Annotated in this window: 19 protein-coding genes; 4 read left to right on the forward strand and 15 right to left on the reverse strand. The window is 41.7% G+C overall.

Translation table 11 applies throughout. The features are described 5' to 3' along the window. Nucleotides 1-192: 192 nt before the first annotated feature. The 13 genes from AC27EF_RS00500 to AC27EF_RS00560 form a co-directional block, all read right to left on the reverse strand. Nucleotides 193-525 carry a heme transporter CcmB gene (locus tag AC27EF_RS00500; RefSeq protein ID WP_487108209.1) on the reverse strand — a complete coding sequence of 111 codons (333 nt, stop codon included), beginning with the start codon at nt 523-525 and terminating at the stop codon, nt 193-195. After that, nucleotides 522-914, reverse strand: coding sequence for a YbaN family protein (locus tag AC27EF_RS00505; protein ID WP_487108210.1), 393 nt, complete (start codon nt 912-914; stop codon nt 522-524). Before AC27EF_RS00505 ends, AC27EF_RS00500 begins: the two co-directional genes overlap by 4 nt. Nucleotides 915-942: 28 nt before the next feature. Beyond that, a complete protein-coding gene (locus AC27EF_RS00510) occupies nt 943-2,583 on the reverse strand; it encodes an amino acid ABC transporter ATP-binding/permease protein (RefSeq protein ID WP_487108211.1) in 1,641 nt (546 codons plus the stop codon). Further along, a complete protein-coding gene (locus tag AC27EF_RS00515) occupies nt 2,564-4,318 on the reverse strand; it encodes an ABC transporter ATP-binding protein/permease (RefSeq protein ID WP_487108212.1) in 1,755 nt (584 codons plus the stop codon). The genes AC27EF_RS00510 and AC27EF_RS00515 overlap by 20 nt, the downstream gene beginning before the upstream one ends. Nucleotides 4,319-4,634: 316 nt before the next feature. Then, nucleotides 4,635-5,711: an FUSC family protein gene (locus tag AC27EF_RS00520; protein ID WP_487108213.1), complete on the reverse strand. Its 1,077-nt coding sequence runs from the start codon at nt 5,709-5,711 to the stop codon at nt 4,635-4,637. 28 nt (nt 5,712-5,739) lie between these two features. Continuing rightward, nucleotides 5,740-6,066 carry a branched-chain amino acid transport AzlD family protein gene (locus AC27EF_RS00525; protein WP_487108214.1) on the reverse strand — a complete coding sequence of 109 codons (327 nt, stop codon included), beginning with the start codon at nt 6,064-6,066 and terminating at the stop codon, nt 5,740-5,742. After that, nucleotides 6,033-6,767 carry an AzlC family ABC transporter permease gene (locus AC27EF_RS00530; protein WP_487108215.1) on the reverse strand — a complete coding sequence of 245 codons (735 nt, stop codon included), beginning with the start codon at nt 6,765-6,767 and terminating at the stop codon, nt 6,033-6,035. Before AC27EF_RS00530 ends, AC27EF_RS00525 begins: the two co-directional genes overlap by 34 nt. Next, complete coding sequence (locus AC27EF_RS00535; protein ID WP_487108216.1) at nt 6,764-7,558, reverse strand: Cof-type HAD-IIB family hydrolase; 795 nt, start codon at nt 7,556-7,558, stop codon at nt 6,764-6,766. Before AC27EF_RS00535 ends, AC27EF_RS00530 begins: the two co-directional genes overlap by 4 nt. Nucleotides 7,559-7,681: 123 nt before the next feature. Then, nucleotides 7,682-8,548 (reverse strand): nitroreductase family protein, encoded by an 867-nt coding sequence (locus tag AC27EF_RS00540; RefSeq protein WP_487108217.1) that lies wholly within the window; start codon nt 8,546-8,548, stop codon nt 7,682-7,684. 101 nt (nt 8,549-8,649) lie between these two features. Continuing rightward, nucleotides 8,650-9,681, reverse strand: a complete 1,032-nt coding sequence (locus tag AC27EF_RS00545; protein ID WP_487108218.1) for a YeiH family protein — start codon at nt 9,679-9,681, stop codon at nt 8,650-8,652. Nucleotides 9,682-9,769: 88 nt separating this feature from the next. Next, nucleotides 9,770-11,116, reverse strand: a complete 1,347-nt coding sequence (locus tag AC27EF_RS00550; RefSeq protein ID WP_487108219.1) for an MATE family efflux transporter — start codon at nt 11,114-11,116, stop codon at nt 9,770-9,772. A 67-nt stretch (nt 11,117-11,183) separates the two neighbouring features. Next, nucleotides 11,184-11,384: a hypothetical protein gene (locus AC27EF_RS00555; protein WP_487108220.1), complete on the reverse strand. Its 201-nt coding sequence runs from the start codon at nt 11,382-11,384 to the stop codon at nt 11,184-11,186. Next, a complete protein-coding gene (locus AC27EF_RS00560) occupies nt 11,374-12,651 on the reverse strand; it encodes a Y-family DNA polymerase (protein ID WP_487108221.1) in 1,278 nt (425 codons plus the stop codon). The genes AC27EF_RS00555 and AC27EF_RS00560 overlap by 11 nt, the downstream gene beginning before the upstream one ends. A 149-nt stretch (nt 12,652-12,800) precedes the next feature. Here AC27EF_RS00560 and AC27EF_RS00565 point away from each other — a divergent pair, with 149 nt between their 5' ends. After that, nucleotides 12,801-13,547 (forward strand): SDR family NAD(P)-dependent oxidoreductase, encoded by a 747-nt coding sequence (locus AC27EF_RS00565; RefSeq protein WP_487108222.1) that lies wholly within the window; start codon nt 12,801-12,803, stop codon nt 13,545-13,547. A gap of 47 nt (nt 13,548-13,594) precedes the next feature. Here AC27EF_RS00565 and AC27EF_RS00570 read toward each other — a convergent pair whose 3' ends face one another. Together AC27EF_RS00570 and AC27EF_RS00575 are read right to left on the reverse strand one after the other, a co-directional pair. Continuing rightward, complete coding sequence (locus AC27EF_RS00570; protein WP_487108223.1) at nt 13,595-13,798, reverse strand: hypothetical protein; 204 nt, start codon at nt 13,796-13,798, stop codon at nt 13,595-13,597. Beyond that, nucleotides 13,755-14,948, reverse strand: coding sequence for a thioredoxin domain-containing protein (locus tag AC27EF_RS00575; RefSeq protein ID WP_487108224.1), 1,194 nt, complete (start codon nt 14,946-14,948; stop codon nt 13,755-13,757). The genes AC27EF_RS00570 and AC27EF_RS00575 overlap by 44 nt, the downstream gene beginning before the upstream one ends. 125 nt (nt 14,949-15,073) lie before the next feature. On the opposite strand from AC27EF_RS00575, the gene AC27EF_RS00580 reads away from it, so the two are divergent. Genes AC27EF_RS00580 through AC27EF_RS00590 form a run of 3 tightly spaced genes read left to right on the forward strand, consistent with a single transcriptional unit; the run spans nt 15,074 to nt 17,709 of the window. After that, complete coding sequence (locus AC27EF_RS00580) at nt 15,074-16,954, forward strand: OPT family oligopeptide transporter (protein WP_487108225.1); 1,881 nt, start codon at nt 15,074-15,076, stop codon at nt 16,952-16,954. Nucleotides 16,955-17,006: 52 nt separating this feature from the next. Then, on the forward strand, nt 17,007-17,363 hold the full coding sequence (locus AC27EF_RS00585; RefSeq protein ID WP_487108226.1) for a PqqD family protein: 357 nt from the start codon (nt 17,007-17,009) through the stop codon (nt 17,361-17,363). A gap of 1 nt (nt 17,364) precedes the next feature. After that, nucleotides 17,365-17,709 carry a hypothetical protein gene (locus tag AC27EF_RS00590; protein ID WP_487108227.1) on the forward strand — a complete coding sequence of 115 codons (345 nt, stop codon included), beginning with the start codon at nt 17,365-17,367 and terminating at the stop codon, nt 17,707-17,709. Nucleotides 17,710-17,812: the final 103 nt, after the last annotated feature.

The following is a 17,812-nucleotide window of genomic DNA, read 5'->3' on the forward strand; positions in this document are numbered from 1 at the left end:
AATTTACTGTTTCAAAAGTTTTCCATCCTTGTTATAACAATTCCTACATCAGATATCTTCCGGCTTAATCTTATTGTAGTGACGAACTCCCCTGCTTATTAACTTTGATTATAAATATTATAATTTGTTTCTATATACTTTTCAATAATATAACTATTTTTTAGCGTTTTACACAAATATATAACTTACTTTTTAGTAGTTTTGTCTATAAAAAGATTTTCTCCTTGCATATATATGAAGCGCCAGGAAACATATCGCTCCGATAGAAATCGCACGATGTACATTAAGGGCAACTGGATACTGTTCTAAAATCATAGCAAGCAGTCCGCTGACAAAGGAAATCAGGATTGTCGCTGACAGCAGCCATCGCTTCCAAGTTAACTTCTTTCGGTAAATAATGACATGAATTACATTCAACAGAAGAAATACTGTCGAAGCCAGTTTATGAATATAAATTCCTGTAACCGGCGCCATCATCGTAATGATAAGGCTGATCAGTAATAAAATATTTAGCATTTTCTTCATACATTCTTTCCCTCCGCCGCAGGAATTGTCTTAACGTTAAAGATAAAGTATACCAGATGGAAGATCCACACACCGATCAACACAATGCAGCCGGTAACAATCCCCTTTAATCCCATCATAAGAAAACCAATGCTCATCAGTAAAGTTACCGTAGCCATGATCCTGAATTTCGTTCTCTTTGTCATACCCTTACCTGCCGCAAAATCCGCAAAATTATCTTTATATAATTTCGTATTCTTAAACCAAGTTTCTAACTTTTTTGAAGATCTCGCAAAGCAAAACGCAGCCAGCATCAAAAATGGAAACGTGGGCAACACCGGAAGCACTGCCCCCATTGTTCCCAGAACTACACCCACACAGCCAAGAATACTATACAAAATTTTTTTCATTGACAAACCTCCATTTCTTTTTCATCTATCAGCTCATTCTCCCGTGTTCTACGGAATATACAGTATCCGCAATTCCCATGGTAGATTTTCTATGGGAGACGAGCACAACCGACTTATTGGAACATTCCTTGTGGAGCGATTTCAAAATAACTGCCTCATTCAAACTGTCCAGGTTGGAAGTAGGCTCATCCAACAAAAGAAATGGCGCATCGTGAAGGAAAGCCCTCGCCAAACCCAAACGCTGACGTTCCCCTCCGGAAAGCGTATCGCCCAACTCGCCAACCTCCGTATCATACGCCTTCGGCAAACTCATAATAAAATCATGGACAGACGCCTTTTTACAGGCATCAATAATTTCTTCATCTGTTGCCTCCAACTTTGCTATGCGGAGATTATTTCGGATCGTATCATGGAACAAATATGTTTCCTGCGTTACAAAACTTTCCATATCACGCAGATTTGTCGTATTAATCTTCTCAACGTTTCTGCCGGAGATTTCTACTTTCCCCTGCTGTACCTGCCAAAACCGCATAAATAATTTGAGCAGGGTAGATTTCCCGGAACCGGACCGACCATTGATTCCGATGATCTTATTTTCAGGAATCTTCACAGAAAAACAATCCAAAATCAATTCCTCACCGTAGGAAAATGTAACATTTTCGGCGGCAGCTCCATGGAAATCAATTTCCTCTTCCCCTGCAATTTCTTCCACAACCGGAGATTCATCCAAAAGATCCAAAACACGATTGCCTGCGGCAAATGTATTCTGTAACGTTGCCCCCAAAGATGCCAGTGCAACAGCAGGTCCAAAGGAACTCATCAGCGCCAGCGTTACAATCAGACATCCTTCAAAACCGACGAGCACCGCAGACAAAAATAGCATGATCAGATCAAAAATCAGAATAACCGTATTGGTTACCGCAGTATTTCGACCGGCAGTCTGTTTCATCCGCTCCTCATCCTCCGAAAGACGCTCTGTCTGCCTGTTGATATCTTCCATGCGTTTCTCCCCCTGCCCATACTGAATGGTTTCTGACAGACCACGCAGACTATCCAGAACAAATCCGGAAAGCATTCCTGATTTTGTCCGGAATCGAACGCCACTATCACCGCTAAGCCTTGATGTGATCAGCGGAATCATTCCCCCAACCACCACGTATGCAGTCAAAGCTACCACGCCAAGCACTACATGATAACTTCCAATAAAAGAAACCATAACAATGCCGAAAAGAATTGCAATAAAAATCGGAGAGATTGTATGTGCATAAAACACTTCCAGCAGTTCAATGTCTGAGGTAATGATCGAAATCAGATTCCCCTTATCTTGACCTTCCAGCTTAGCCGGACATAAGCGCCGCAGCGCATCAAATACCTTATCTCTGATCATTGCAAGCAGTTTGAACGCAATAAAATGGTTGCACGCTTGCTCTGCATATCGTAAAAATCCACGAAGTAAGGCAAAAAGTAATACTGCAGCAAAGAGAACACCCAAATGCAAAGACCATTCCGGGTGCAGAATCTGCAAAATTGCATAACCTCCGAATATTGTGATAAAAGAAGCACATAAATGTCCGATGACCCCCATCATAATTGCCAGAATCATATACCCGGTCAAAGGTCTGACCAGACCAGACAACCGGGTCATTACTTTAAATCCGCTTCGTTTCATTGTACCTTCCTCCTTCCGCATAATTTTCCAGTTCCTGCTGTGCATTCCAAAGCTTTGCATAAGTGCCGCACTGTGCAAGCAATCTTTTGTGATTCCCCGTTTCCGCAAGGTTCCCCTGATCAAGGACATAAATGTTATCTGCCCCGGTCACATTTGCCAGACGATGAGAAATCAAAATCACGGTCTTTGCTGCTGCAAGCTCATAAATCTGTGCCATAATATCATTTTCACTCTCCACATCAATATTGGAAGTGGCTTCATCAAAAATATACACCGGGCTGTCATGGAGCAGAGCTCTTGCCAGAGCAAGTCGCTGACACTGCCCACCGGAAAGATTCGACGCTTTTTCATTCAACATCGTATCCAGTCCCTTCTCACTGCGCAAAAAATCAGCAAGATTCACCTTCTCCAACACATGCCACAAAGCATCCTCTTCTGCATCAGGCTGTGCCATTAACAGATTTTCCCGGACTGTTCCTTTAAACAGATAACTCTGATGTGAAATGTAAGTAATTTTTTCCATCAGGCTGGCTTCCCTGATTTCAGAAAGAAGCGTTTCTCCAACTTTGATTTCACCAGTATAGCCTTTATTTCTCCCCGTAAGGATTGCTACAATGGTAGATTTTCCGCATCCGGATTCCCCCACGATGGCAGTAAAACTTCCTTTTGGAAAATTCATATCCACACCGTGAAGAATCTCCCGGTCTTCCTCATAAGAAAACCGAAGGTTTCGACACTGAATCGAAGGATCCTCCGGTACAACCGCATTTTTTTGCTCCGGTTCCGGCAGATCCAGTAAACGAAAAATCTTATCAGAAGCAGCCATGCCATTCATCGCAATATGAAAAAAAGAACCTAAAAGCCGCATAGGTAAGAAAAAATCCGCTGCCAGTAAGACAATCATAATGCAGCCGGACAAATCCACTCTTCCGGCTCCAAACTGTGTTGTTGCCAAAATCACTCCCAGGGCCGCGCCTCCATAAGCAATCAGATCCATGATCGTGATGGAGTTTAACTGCATGGTTAATACTTTCATGGTAATCTTTCGGAAATGCTCACTCTGCTCATTCATTTCCTTATGCTTAAACTCATCTGCCTGATAAATCTTTGTAGTTGTCAACCCCTGAAGATTTTCAAGAAAAGTATCACCAAGGGTCATGTACTGACTCCAGTATTTCGCCAGAAGTTTCTTTGCCCATCGCTGGATCGCAATGATCGTCACCGGAATCATCGGAACACATATCAGAAGTACCAGTGCACTTGGGAAATTTATAAAACTCAAAACAGCAAACAACGTCAGCGGCGCCAGCATTGCATAAAAAAACTGCGGCAAATATGCCCCAAAATATGTTTCCAGCTGTTCCACGCCTTCCACTGCAACCTGTACGACTTCCGAAGTATTTGTCTGTTCTTTATAAGAAGAACCAAGTCGCAGCAGCTTCCTATAAATCATCTGACGGAGGATTTTCTTCACTTCCTTAGAAGAAAGGTATCCCAGTCTGCTGGAAATAACCGAACACAGAAAGCGGACACCAACCGCAGCGACAGCAGTAATTGCTGTCAAAATCAGCTGTCTCTCTTCAATGCCTCCCTCATATAAACTTTGAAGCATTTTCGAAATAACTGCCATCATGCTAAGATTCGCCACCAAAGAAATCCATTGACTGAATACATTTCCGACAATATATTTTTTACTTTTTCTAACCGTACCGATCAATCTCTTGTTAATCATCATACCCTTCACCTATCCAATCCCGATTTTTAATTAGTCAAAACTAACCACAGACAAAAGAAAAATACCTCGTTTGAGGTGATTAGTTTTTTCTAATCCCAAAAGAGAATAACAGATAAGATTCTTTTTGTCAACGAAAAAGATCTGTTTAAAATAGTAAAAACATCTACGTTTTCCCCCGATCTAAACCATGCATGCGGCTTTGTTGGATACACGAAAAAAAGACTGTTACAATAAAGAGTAACAGTCGAAAAAACAAGGAAGCGAATGGTTCCAGCAATTTATGCAAATAAGATATTTTTCATTTCCGATTTCGTTTTTAACGCCTTTCCTCTGCCAAAAAAACCGAAGCTCGTAAGGTTTCCAACCATTCTGAGAGTTTCCGCAAGATTCTGTCAAAGACCATCGCATACAATGACCCAAAAAGATTTGTTGCAATTCTAAGTAAAATCGCTGTTTTTAATCCAAAAAGTTCCGCTGCGATTGCCAGCGCACCAAAGGTATTAAATACAGTCTGCCAGGCATATCCCGCAGAATACCCCACGCCGATTCCGCCGATCAAACCGATCCATGCATAAATCTTATCCGGCAGCAGATGGTATAAAATGGAAAAAATGAAGCATCCCAAAATGTTGAACGGACCTCTTCTTTTCACTCTGTCTTTCATATCCTTGGAAAATGGAAGCATCACAGACATCACCGCAATTCCGATCCACATAACTCTCTGCATATGAAGCAAATCTCCAATCAACATTGCAGTGGAAATTCCAAAAGTAAATCTTAAGTACCATCCGGTTCTCAGAGAGACGGGACGAAATTCTTTGAATAGATCTGGAAATCCTCTCTTGTAAACTCTGTTTTTGTGATTGCGGTAAAATATGACCGCGCAGATCACTGCTCCCAGACTCAATCCCGCCAGTCTGAAAACCACATCCTGCCCGGTCACCTCATATCCCTGCAGCAGAAGATAGGAAAGAACAAAGGTAGATTGATTGGACATGATAACGTTATGGCATCCTAAAACTAAAATACCGAGTATCCCGAAAGAATTTATGAAAAACGCAGGAATCGGACCAACCATATTGGATAACTGGGGACCCAATGCCAAAATTGCAAAAATCATAAAAATCACGCCGATGCTATGAGATGTCTGAATTCCGAAATCTACCTGCCGCAAAATCATAATTGATAGCAAAACCACTACACCAACGACACTGTTTTTTGCTCCGAAAGCAAGACTGTACGCTGTAACTACCGCAAAACAAAATGCAACCACAAGATAAACTTTGAAATTATAAAGGAGGATGTGTCGTCGCCTTTCCCTGGCATCCTCGGTCTGATCAATTAATTGTTTCGATCCCGCAGAGCTTAGCTGCAATTCCTGATAAAAAGTCAAAATATTCCTCCTAACCACAAAATAAAAGTCAAAATACCGCCTGAATTAGAAACATATAAAACACAGTTCCTCCTGCAATGGAAACAAGCATCTGTCGTTTCCAAAGATAGGAAACCGCCACCAATCCGATAGCAAGCATCTCCGGAAAACCATGGTTTCCCGAGAAAATACGAACGTCCTTCAGACAGTAAATCACCAGCATGCCAAAAACTGCCGCTGGAAGTACCTTTCCAAGATATTGAATATATTTAGGCGTCTTTTTCCCGGAAGGGAAAAGAAAAAACGGAAGAAAGCGTGTCAGCATCGTTCCTGCCACAGCCATTAAGATGGTAATGATTTGTTGTTTGATTGACATGAAAACTCTTCCTCCTTTTCTTCTCTTTCCAATCTTCTTCTCAATAAAAGGACAGCTGCAAGAATTCCGATCATGGAAGGAAGCATAAAATATTCCGCACCAAACACTATGAGACACAAGAGTGAAACTCCAACTCCCCAAACTGCCGAAGTATGGTTCTTCTCCTTCAGCCACTGTTCCATAAAAATCACAACAAACATCGCAGTCATGACAAACTCAAGCCCCTCTGTATTAATTGGAAGCAGTGATCCGAAAACACTGCCCAGCGACGCTCCCACAATCCAATACACCTGATTGAGCAGCGTCACAAAAAACATAAACCATCCATGATCAACATCCTCCGGTATTTTTGCCGTATAGTTTACAGAAAAGCTCTCATCGCACATTCCAAAAATTAAATAATATTTCTTCCATCCTGTATTTTGAAAACGATCCAGCATTGAAATTCCGTAAAACAAATGTCTTGCATTTAAAATCAGAGTCATCATCAAAACATGGATTGGATGAAAAGATTCAAGGAGAAGATTTGCCACGACGAATTCTGCTGAACCGGCAAAAATTGCCGCGCTCATTATCATCGGATAGTAAAAGGGAAAGCCAAGAACATTCATATAAATTCCATAGGTCGTTCCCAGAAATAAAAATCCTGCCATAATCGGAAGCGTATGCGGAAATGCTGCCCGCAGCGCTTTTTTTCTCATAAAATATATTCCTCACAGCTTTCTAATAAATGAAAATGACAAAGCGCTTTCTGAACTCCGTCTTCACTGACGCCTGTCGTTACATAATCTGCGCACTGTTTTACTTCATCCTCTGCATTTCCCATGGCAACTCCTATCCCGGCATACTTTAACATCTCCATATCATTTTCTCCATCGCCAAATGCCATGATTTCTTCTCTGCCAAATCCATAATGTTCCAGTATTTTCTCAATTCCAGAGACCTTCCCCCCTTCTTTTGGAATGATATCAAATCCATAAGAATTCCAGCGGCTCATCTTGCAATGAGATAACGATTTTAAAAGTTCTTTCGCCTCGTCCTCCCCCAGATAAATCACAAACTGACTGATGACATCCCCCTGATATTTCCCAATATTAGGGATTGACGTGGATATCTCCTGTTGTGCTGTGCGTACTCTGTCATTGACCTTATTTATATACATTCGGTCTTTTTCTATTATCATTACAGGAACTTCTTTCTTCTCAAATTCCCACAGCAATTTCTTCACATCTTCTGAATGTATGGCTCTTTGATCCAATACTTCCCCATCCTGATCCAGACAAATCTGACCATTCAAAATAATATAGCCATCAAATTCCAGTCCTTCCAACGGAAGATCAAAAAATTCTGTTGTATGCCGTCCCGTTGCCATAAAAATTTTAATTCCCTGCCGGCGCAGCTGCATCAATGCTTTTTTGGTACTCTCCGGCACCATTCCCAATTCATGTGACAGAAGTGTTCCGTCGACATCAAAAAAAACCGCTTTTATCATTGGATTCCTTTCTTTTTCGAGCAATGCATCATACTCAAAGTATTCATTTTGAACAACCAAAAAGCATAGAGATCTTCCGATCTCTACACTTTCTTCTCCCTCAAACAGATTTTCATTGCTTTTTTATACTTCGCAAACAGCTACAATTTTATATTCCTGCGGAATTCCATAAGTATTTTCCACCGTTCCAAGCTTCCACTGTATCTGACACAAACTCTGTTCGATCACTCCTTCAAAATACAGCATTGCAATTCCGGCATCAATCTGTTCTTCGTACTCGTTGGTTTCCTTATCATCTCTGACTGTTAAAATAATTTTAGCGCCGTCTATGATGAACCTCCATGGCTGACGATTTAAAGTCGAAGGAGCTCTTCTGGCATAATCCATCGGATCGTATAGAGCACGCTCTGTCAATGTATCTACATCTGCTTCTTCTCCCCATCGGTCCACAAAAACCATCTTTTGAAGAGGCATTCTTCCAGCTCCTTCCAGTGATTTCTTCTTCATATCTGCCTGCGTATAATTTCCTCCGGTCTGCATTCCTCCGGTTGTGATTTTCCTCTGCTTCTTTCCATAACCCAGCGCAAGAATTCCCACAACTTCTTTATCTGTCACGATATTCAGTTTATGAATGACCGTTTTGCTGTCCTCAAACGTAATCCAGCAAGAATCAACTCCGAGTTCATGAGCCTTCAGACAAATTCCCTCTCCGACATAGCCCGCATTTTCAATAAAGTGCTCTTTCTTTTCTGATAATAAAATCGCATAATGAGGCGCATCAATCAAAATTCCCTGATATCCTGCAAACCCATCCAACTGCCGATACACTACATCATGATCCATAAATCGAATATCAACTGCAATGTCCTCCACAAGCTTGGGGCAGGTTTTCGCATAATCCCGAATCTCCTTGGCTGTCTTTGCATCAATGCTCTTGTCTTTGTAATCGCGCACAGAATATTTATTTGCAATCGTTTGTCTATAGTCCATCGTATAATCCCCCTTTGATTCAAATCATTTCTTTGTTGATAGTATAACAGAATCAGATCAACAAGTCCACAGAAACTGCCTGGTTGCCGATTTCTTCCCGTTTACCAAAGCTGCATCATATGCTGCAGTCCAAGAGACACCGCTGTAATTCCTGCCCAGCAGCAAAAGCCTAAAAGAATTGGTCTTCCGCCGTTTTTTATCAGCTTTCCAAGATTTGTATGAAGTCCAATGGCGCCCATCGCCATCACAATAAAGAGTTTTGATAAATTTTTTAAAGGAAGAAACACTTCTGCCGGTACTCCTGCTGCCATCGCTATGGTTGTCATCAGACTGGCTCCCATAAAAAACAGAATAAAGAACGGAAAAACTTTTTTCAGCGAAACACGTTCGCTTTTTTTCATCTCAGCTTTTCTGACTCTTAAAAATGCCAGAACCAGCGTAATCGGTATAATCGCCAGTGTCCTCGTAAGCTTTACAGTCACTGCCTTATCCAAAGTCTGGCTTCCGAGATGATACATACTGTCCCAAGTGGAGGCCGCTGCGGTTACCGAAGACGTGTCATTGACTGCGGTTCCCGCAAAAATTCCAAAGGCTTCCCCGGAAGTTGTAGAAAATCCAATGGCCCCTCCAATGGCAGGAAAAATTAAGGCCGCTAAAATATTAAACAAGAAGATCACAGAAATTGCCTGGGCGACCTCTTCTTCATCTGCATCAATGACAGGAGCTGTGGCAGCAATGGCAGAACCGCCGCAAATGGAAGATCCCACACCAATCAACGTTGAAATATTTCCCGGAATATGCCAAGCTCTGTGAAGCACATAGGCAATCACCAGCGAGGTAGTGATCGTACAGAAAATAATCGGAAGAGATTGCCTCCCTGTCTCAAAAACCACTCTTAAATTCATTCCAAATCCAAGCAAAATCACCGCATACTGCAATATTTTTTTCGATGTAAATTTGATGCCGCTCTCAAAATCCTGATGCTTTTTTATCAATGATGCAAACAGCATACCAATGAGAATTGCAAATACCGGTCCTCCCACAACCGGAAACAAATCTCCCAAAATTGCAGCCGGAATTGCCAAAAGGAAACATAACAGAATTCCTTTTCCGTTTTTCTTTATCTTATTCATATTTTTCCTCCTTCAGCCATCATAAGTCTTATGGCTACGATATAGTATATTCTCTTTTGTCTTAAAACAAGAAATCGCAGATGGAACTTTATAAAAAATAACGCTGTTTTTTCTGCCTGTTTTTGAGCCACAGAAACGCAAGAAGACAAATCATAACAGAAAGTAAAGAGCCTGCCGGCGCCGTAAGTCCCATCGGAAGCAATGTATCTGCAAAATATTTTGATGTAAAATAGGCTCCTGGAATCCGTACCAGAAGAATTGACATTATATTATGGAAAAAGGATATTCCGGACAGCCCATAGGCACAGAAATATCCGCTAAAACTAAAATGTATTCCTGCAAACATACAGTCCCATATATAGCCCCGGAGATATTGGCTTCCCAGCAAAATCACTGCCACCTCTGTGGTAAACAGACCGACTGCCCAGCCGGAAAAAAACTGAATTAAAGTGGAAATTGCCAGCCCAAATCCGGCAGAAATAAAAATTGCGTAACGCAGAGTCAAAGCTGCTCTTTGATGCTTTCCCGCACCAATGTTTTGTGCTGCCAGTGCGGACACTGCGGAGAGCATCGTCGACGGCACTAAAAACAAACCGCTGATAATTTTTTCCACAATCCCAACGGCAGCAGCATCGTTGAGTCCTCTGCGATTGGCAATGATTGTAATCAGGATAAAAGAAATCTGAATGCATCCGTCCTGAAGGGAAACCGGAACTCCAATCTGCAAAATTTCACCAATTGTCCGGGATTCTGGTTTGAAATCTTCTTTCTTAAGCGCCCATCCCATTTTCTTCTTTCGGATTATACCAAGAGCCAAGAGAACACTGATTGTCTGAGATAACATCGTACCCCATGCCGCCCCGGCAGCTCCAAAATGAAATCCCCCAATGAACAAATAATCCAATACAATATTGACACCGCAGGCAACGGCAATAAAGTACATTGGACTTTTTGAGTCTCCCATGCCCCGGAAAATGGCGCTGATTAAATTATAAGCTGTAATAAAAGGAATCCCGGAAAAACAAATCATTAAATAAAGTCTGGTTCCAGCTGCCGCCTCGTCTGGTGTTGACATTACCGATACGATGGGATCTACAGACCATAAGAAAACGATCATAAGAAGTATTGAAATTCCCATAAACAGTGTTATGGTATTTCCGATGACTTTGGATGCCTTTTTTTTGTCCTGTGCACCGATTGCTTTTCCAATGGTAACGGTCGTTCCCATGGCAAGCCCCACAATCATCACCGTCAGCATATGCATGACCTGACTTCCAACCGAAACCGCTGTAGTACTTTCCACTCCATAAAATTGACCAATAATAAACAAATCTGCCATCCCATATAATGTCTGCAAAAAATACGACAATAGGAACGGCAGAGAAAAGTAAACAATATTTTGAAACACACTTCCCGAAGTTAAATTCTTTTGCATCAATCCTCTCTCCTTCCATTTTCCCATTTTAATACATAAAAAATGTATTTTCAATGAGAAAATCCTTTCATATTTTGAAAGATGGGAGTGTTTCGGGAATCCGTTTCAACTTACAATCCCAATCCCATACATACTCTGACGGCATATCTGCGTTCAGAGCATGAGCCAGTTCCTGGTTTCTGAGAGCTTCCTGATACCCCTTTAGCGCAGCAAACGGTATAAATTGCTTTGCTCTCTGCCGTTGGTGCATACGTTTTTTATTCCCCACTGCTGTGTCCTCCAATTTGCTGATTCCTTTCCATTCCAGTTGCATATTTTTGAAGGTTCATTCCTTTTAAGAGCGCATTTTTCCCATATTTCTTTTTCATTTTTAATACAGCTTCCTGCAGTCGCTGTTCCTTCTCAGCTTCCGCAGGGTCTGTAAATATATCGTATTGCTGGTACTCCTTTTGCGAAAGGCGAAGATATGTGAGATGAATCCGGCGTATCGGCGTGTGCTGATCAACCAGTTGCTCATAGAGATCGGAAACTGCCTGAATCATTTGTTTTGAAGAATTGGTTGGAACATTCATTGTGGCAGTTCCATGAGCAGGTTTTTTGGGGAATTGTCTGCTGTACGCCACATGCAGTGTCAGAGCATCTGCCGCCAGATGTTTTTCCACCAATTCCAGACAAAGCGTATCTGCCATTTCCTTCACAATCAGACGGGCATGTTCAAAGGTATAATTACATGGAAGTATCTGACTGCTGGAAATAGAATTCGTTTTCGGCGCATACGCTTTAATGTCAGCCATGGTCACAGATTCCCTGCCCCACGCATGATCAATCAGCAATTCTGCATCAATCCCAAACAGACGATACAGCATTTTTTCATCTGCACAGGTAAGATCTCTCATTGTCATAATACCGACAGCATTCAATTTTCTTGCCGTTCCCTCTCCAATGCGCCAGAAATCTGTCAGAGGTCTGTGGTCCCACATCCGCTTTCGATAAGATTCTTCGTCCAGACTTCCGATTGAACTCTCGGTGTGTTTTGCAATAAGATCCATTGCAATTTTGGCAAGATAGAGGTTACTGCCGACACCTACCGATGCAATGATTCCCTTGGAATCATAAATATCTTTTTGGATCAATCTTCCCAGTTCTTCCGGAGACATCCGATACATAGAAAGATAATCGGTTACGTCCATAAATACTTCGTCAATGGAATAAACATGTATATCTTCTTTGGAAATATAGTTCAAATAGATTCCATAAATCTCAGCAGAATATTTTATGTAAAGCGCCATTCTCGGCGGAGCCATAATATATTGGATGTTATCGGGAATTTGAAAAACTCTGCACCTGCCGGGAACTCCCAGCCTCTTCATCGCAGGGGAAACGGCAAGACAAAGTGTCTGTAATGACCGTTTGGGATCTGCCACAACAAGATTTGTTTTTTCTGGATTTAATCCCCGCTCCCGGCATTCCACAGAGGCATAAAAGGATTTTAAATCAATGCAAAGATAAGATCTGTTTCTTTTCAATAAACTCACCTCCTAAAAACATAGTACAAGAACAAACGTTCTGACTCAAGAAGTAATTTTTCCCATTTTTATGACAAAAAGAATGCAGTAGCTTTTCCTTCGATTTTTGTTTATAATAGTTTTAGAATCTAACCAAACACCTCACAGAAAGGAGTCTTATGCTTTTAAAAGACAAATGCGCAATGATAACGGGATCAACCAGAGGAATTGGATACGCCATTGCTGAAAAATTTCTTCAAAATGGCGCCTGCGTTGCCATCTGCGGTTCCAGACCTGAGACAGCGCAAAAAGCCTATCACCAATTGGCAGCATCGTATCCAGAAGCGAAACTTCTCGCACTCTCTCCGGATTTAAATGATCCAAAATCTGTAGAAGAAGCCATGAAAACAGTGAAAAAAACCTTTGGCTCTCTGGATATCTTGGTCAATAATGCCGGAATCTCTGCCAGAGAATCTATTTATGATTATGAACCATCTCAGTTTAAAAAAATTCTTGACTTGAATGTCAACTCTGTTTTTATATGTGCACAGGCTGCCGCCAGAATTATGAAAGCACAAAAAAGCGGTGTCATTCTCAACACCAGCTCTATGGTCAGTATTTACGGTCAGCCTTCAGGAGTTGGATATCCGGCATCAAAATTTGCCGTAAATGGTCTTACAAAATCTCTTGCAAGGGAGCTGGGCCCAGATCATATTCGCGTCAATGCAGTTGCCCCGGGAATTACAAATACGGATATGATGCAGGCTGTTCCAAAAGAAATCATTGATCCGTTAATTCAATCCATCCCGCTGCGCAGAATCGGAGAACCGGAGGATATCGCCAATGCGTTTTTATATCTTGCAAGCGACATGGCATCTTATGTAACCGGAGTAATCTTATCTGTAGACGGAGCCGCAATGACATAAAAATCAACCGAATCTCCGGCATTTCACAAGCCGGAGATTCTATTGTATTATAAATTCAGCTGATTCATCGGCGGAAAGCACTGATGATCCCTGCAAACATAAAACGTAGTTTTGGAATTCAGCAAAGGGTATTCTTTTGTGGGATGCTCCATCACTATGATATTGGCATTCACAGGAAGCGCTTCCCGCACTTCTTCCGCCGTTTCGTTACCGAGCACCACAGTGATGGTCTGAGGCGGTTCTTGTTTCATCAGCAGTGCCGTCATAAAGAACGCAGATCCCATATAAGATGTCTTGATATGTCCTGACAGAAACCTCTGCTGTTTTTCCAAAATTCCCTCCCGGTGAAATTCCATAACAAGACCGAAAAGCATCCGCCGCTTTTGTACCAAGAATCTTTTCCACTTCATGATAACCAAATGTATAATATTTTCCTTCTTCTCCTTGGCTGTCTGCGTCCTGTGCCGAATAAAATTCTCCTTCCGGTCCCGTCATGTCTCTTAACAAATAAACCGCCGTTTTTTCAGCAATTTCCAAAAAAATCGGTGCCTTTGTTACCATAAATACCTTTGCGTAAGTCAAAAGAAAAAGCGCATTGTCATACAGCATTTTTTCAAAATGCGGAATTAAAAACCATGGATCTGTGGAATATCTGGAAAAACCGAATCCAATATGATCGAAAATTCCGCCTTTGTACATCTGAATCAAAGACTTTTTTACCATTTCCAAAGCCATTTCCTCTTGATATACTCGATGGTATTCCAGCAGAAACAAATAATTTTGAAGACTGGGAAATTTCGGCGCTGATCCAAATCCTCCATACCGGGAATCAAAACTTTCCAGATACTGTGAAAATGCTGTCTCAAAGATGAAGGCATCCTCAGAAATTTCCGGGACATCTTCTTTTTGATGCAAATATGACAAAATGGTTTCGGCAGACTCTGTAATGTTTGTCCGGTTTTTTTTCCACTGAACTGCAATTGCAGAAAGAAGATCAAGAAACCCTGTCATTCCTCTTTGAGAATCTCTGGGAAAATAAGTGCCGGCATAAAAAGGCTTTTGCTCCGGAGTTAAAAAGATGCTCAATGGCCAGCCACCGCTTCCGGTTAACATTTGACAAACTTTCATATACGTACTGTCGATATCCGGGCGTTCTTCTTTATCCACTTTGATCGCAATAAATTTATCATTTAAAATATCCGCCACCTGCAAATTTTCAAAGCTCTCATGTGCCATCACATGACACCAATGGCAAGTAGAATAGCCGATACTTAAAAAAACTGGTTTATCTTCTTTCTTTGCTTTTTGAAAGGCGTCCTCTCCCCATGGATACCAATCAACAGGATTTTTAGCATGCTGCAGCAAATAAGGACTTGTTTCATATTTTAATAAATTCTCCATTCACTTTTCACCTCACAATTACTATGCGCAAAATAATCAAGTTCATACTTTCTTTTACATTCATTCAATGGTATAATGGAAAAGATGTTATCAAAACAAATTTTACAAAGAGAGGAATGAATTCAATGGAACACAACAAGAACGAATTTAAACCATATATTCCAGCCGATCGCATTGTGCCGGAATTTACGGTGACATCACTCTTGATTGGTATTCTTTTGGCAGTCATTTTTGGTGCAGCCAATGCCTATTTGGGGCTTCGTGTCGGTATGACAATTTCTGCATCAATCCCAGCAGCCGTTATTTCTATGGGAATAATCCGGCTGGTTTTGCGCAAGGATTCCATTTTGGAGAACAACTTGGTACAGACCATCGGATCTGCCGGTGAATCTGTTGCCGCAGGAGCAATTTTTACTTTACCTGCATTATTCTTATGGGCAGAAGAGGGAAAAATTGATACTCCGAGCATTTTAACTATTTTCCTGGTTGCCTTCGTCGGAGGTATTCTGGGTGTCTGCTTTATGGTGCCTCTTCGTCAGGCTCTGATCGTTGAGGAACACGGAACGCTTCCATTTCCGGAGGGTACCGCATGCGCAGAAGTTCTTCTTGCAGGAGAAGAAGGCGGAAGCAAAGCAGGAACGGTATTTACAGGTCTCGGAATTGCTGCGGTTTATAAATTTATCGCTGACGGAATAAAATTATTCCCAAGTGAAATTGGCTATGATTTCAAAGGATACGCCGGCTCTCATATTGGAATCCAGGTACTCCCTGCTCTTGCCGGTGTAGGATATATCTGCGGACCGAAAATTTCCAGCTATATGCTTGCCGGAGGAACTTTAAGCTGGTTTGTATTAATGCCAATGATTGCACTGTTCGGTGCTGACGCAACCGTATTTCCTGGAACCAAAGTCATCAGCGCTCTTGCTCCGGGAGATTTGTGGGGAACTTATATCAAGTATATCGGAGCCGGAGCCGTTGCCGCCGGCGGAATCATCAGTCTGATTAAAAGCTTTCCGCTGATCATTCGGACCTTTAAACAGGCAATGAGCAGCATGAAAAAGAATCATAACACAACCCATACATTGCGAACACAACAAGATCTTCCGATGCCGATTCTGCTTTTGATCGTAGCTGTTATTGCAATTGCAATCTGGCTGCTTCCGGCTTTCCCGGTTAGTCCGGTCGGAGCCGTTATCGTTGTCATTTTCGGTTTCTTCTTTGCTACGGTCTCTTCCCGCATGGTTGGTTTGATCGGTTCTTCCAACAATCCGGTTTCCGGAATGGCTATCGCAACTTTAATTATTGCAACCTTACTCTTAAAAGCTACCGGAACAACCGGAACAACTGGTATGGTCGGCGCGATTGCAATTGGCGGTATTATTTGTGTCATTGCGGCGATTGCCGGAGACTGTTCTCAGGATTTAAAAACCGGCTTTATCCTCGGCGCTACTCCGAAGAAACAGCAGATCGGTGAGATGATTGGTGTTCTGGCTTCTGCCATTTCCATCGGATACGTGCTGATCCTTTTAAACGAAGCATGGGGATATGGCTCTGCAGATATTCCTGCGCCTCAGGCAACCATGATGAAAATGCTGGTTGAAGGAATTATGAGTGCGAAACTTCCTTGGGCTCTGATCCTGATCGGTGTCTGTATCGCAATTGTCATCGAGATTTTACAGATCCCGGTTCTCCCATTTGCTGTCGGTATGTATCTTCCATTCAGCCTGAGTGCTGGAATCATGGCAGGAGGCGTTGTTCGTTTCATTATGGAACGCCGCAAAGGTGATGAAAAGGAAAAGAAGAAAGCAATTGACCGCGGTATTTTATATACATCCGGTTTAATTGCCGGTGAAGGATTAATGGGTGTTATTCTGGCAATTCTCGCAGTGGCAAAACTAAGCGACAAAATTGTATCTCCAGTGGCACTTCCTCAAATTGCAAGTTTGATCATCTTTGTAATTCTCCTTTTCTCCCTGTATCGCATATGCAATAAAAAAGAAAAATAATGAATCTGCAGCCTGCCCTGTGCAGGCTGTATCTTTTGAAAGGAACTCTTATATGTCAAAAAAGAAGATAGACCGGAAAAATTATCTGGATCTTGTTCCCGTAAAAAATCCTTCCATAGAATATGAGACGGATTCAGAAAATATCGTGACTGTTCTGATCGAGTGGAATGGCTTTTATCATAAAATTGCTCAAAAATTTTTCCACCGTCCTAAAATCAGCGAAGTAAAACTGGATCATTATGGAAGTTTTGTATGGCTTTCCATTGACAATCAAAAAGATGTTCACCAACTTTCCAGAGAAATGGACCGGCAATTTCCCGGTATGGAAAAATCTATTTCCAGATTAATCAAATTTTTAGAGATTATGCGGGATCATCATCTCATATCTTGGAAAGGAGATGACGCCTAAAATGTTGAAATATCTTCCATATGTTTTGCTCTTTGCTGCTGCTACCGCAGCGATTTATGGTTGGGGACTGTGGCGAAGTCTAAAACAGACACAAAGTTTATCAAACCTTCTTTCTTCCAAGGGCGTTTCCGCAGTAAAAAAAGCTTTAAAAAAACATGGTCCGATGACTCGCAGGGAACTGGAACCTTTTGTAAAACATCTGACGGCCCGCCAGCCGTTTGGCAGGCAACAAATCGGTGTCACAGATCCAAAACAATTTTTAGATTCGATTCTTCCCTACATGATCAAACAGCAAATGATCACAGAAGTAAAAGAACATCACAAAATTAAATTTAAAATAAAGTAACCTTAACCTGCCATCGGGTAAACAGTAATTTAAGGTCCTCAAAAATAAATCTTTGTGTTGCACAACAAAAAGAAGCAGATTTCTTATAGTTTAAGAAGTCTGC

Source organism: Anaerostipes stercorihominis (assembly GCF_057535655.1).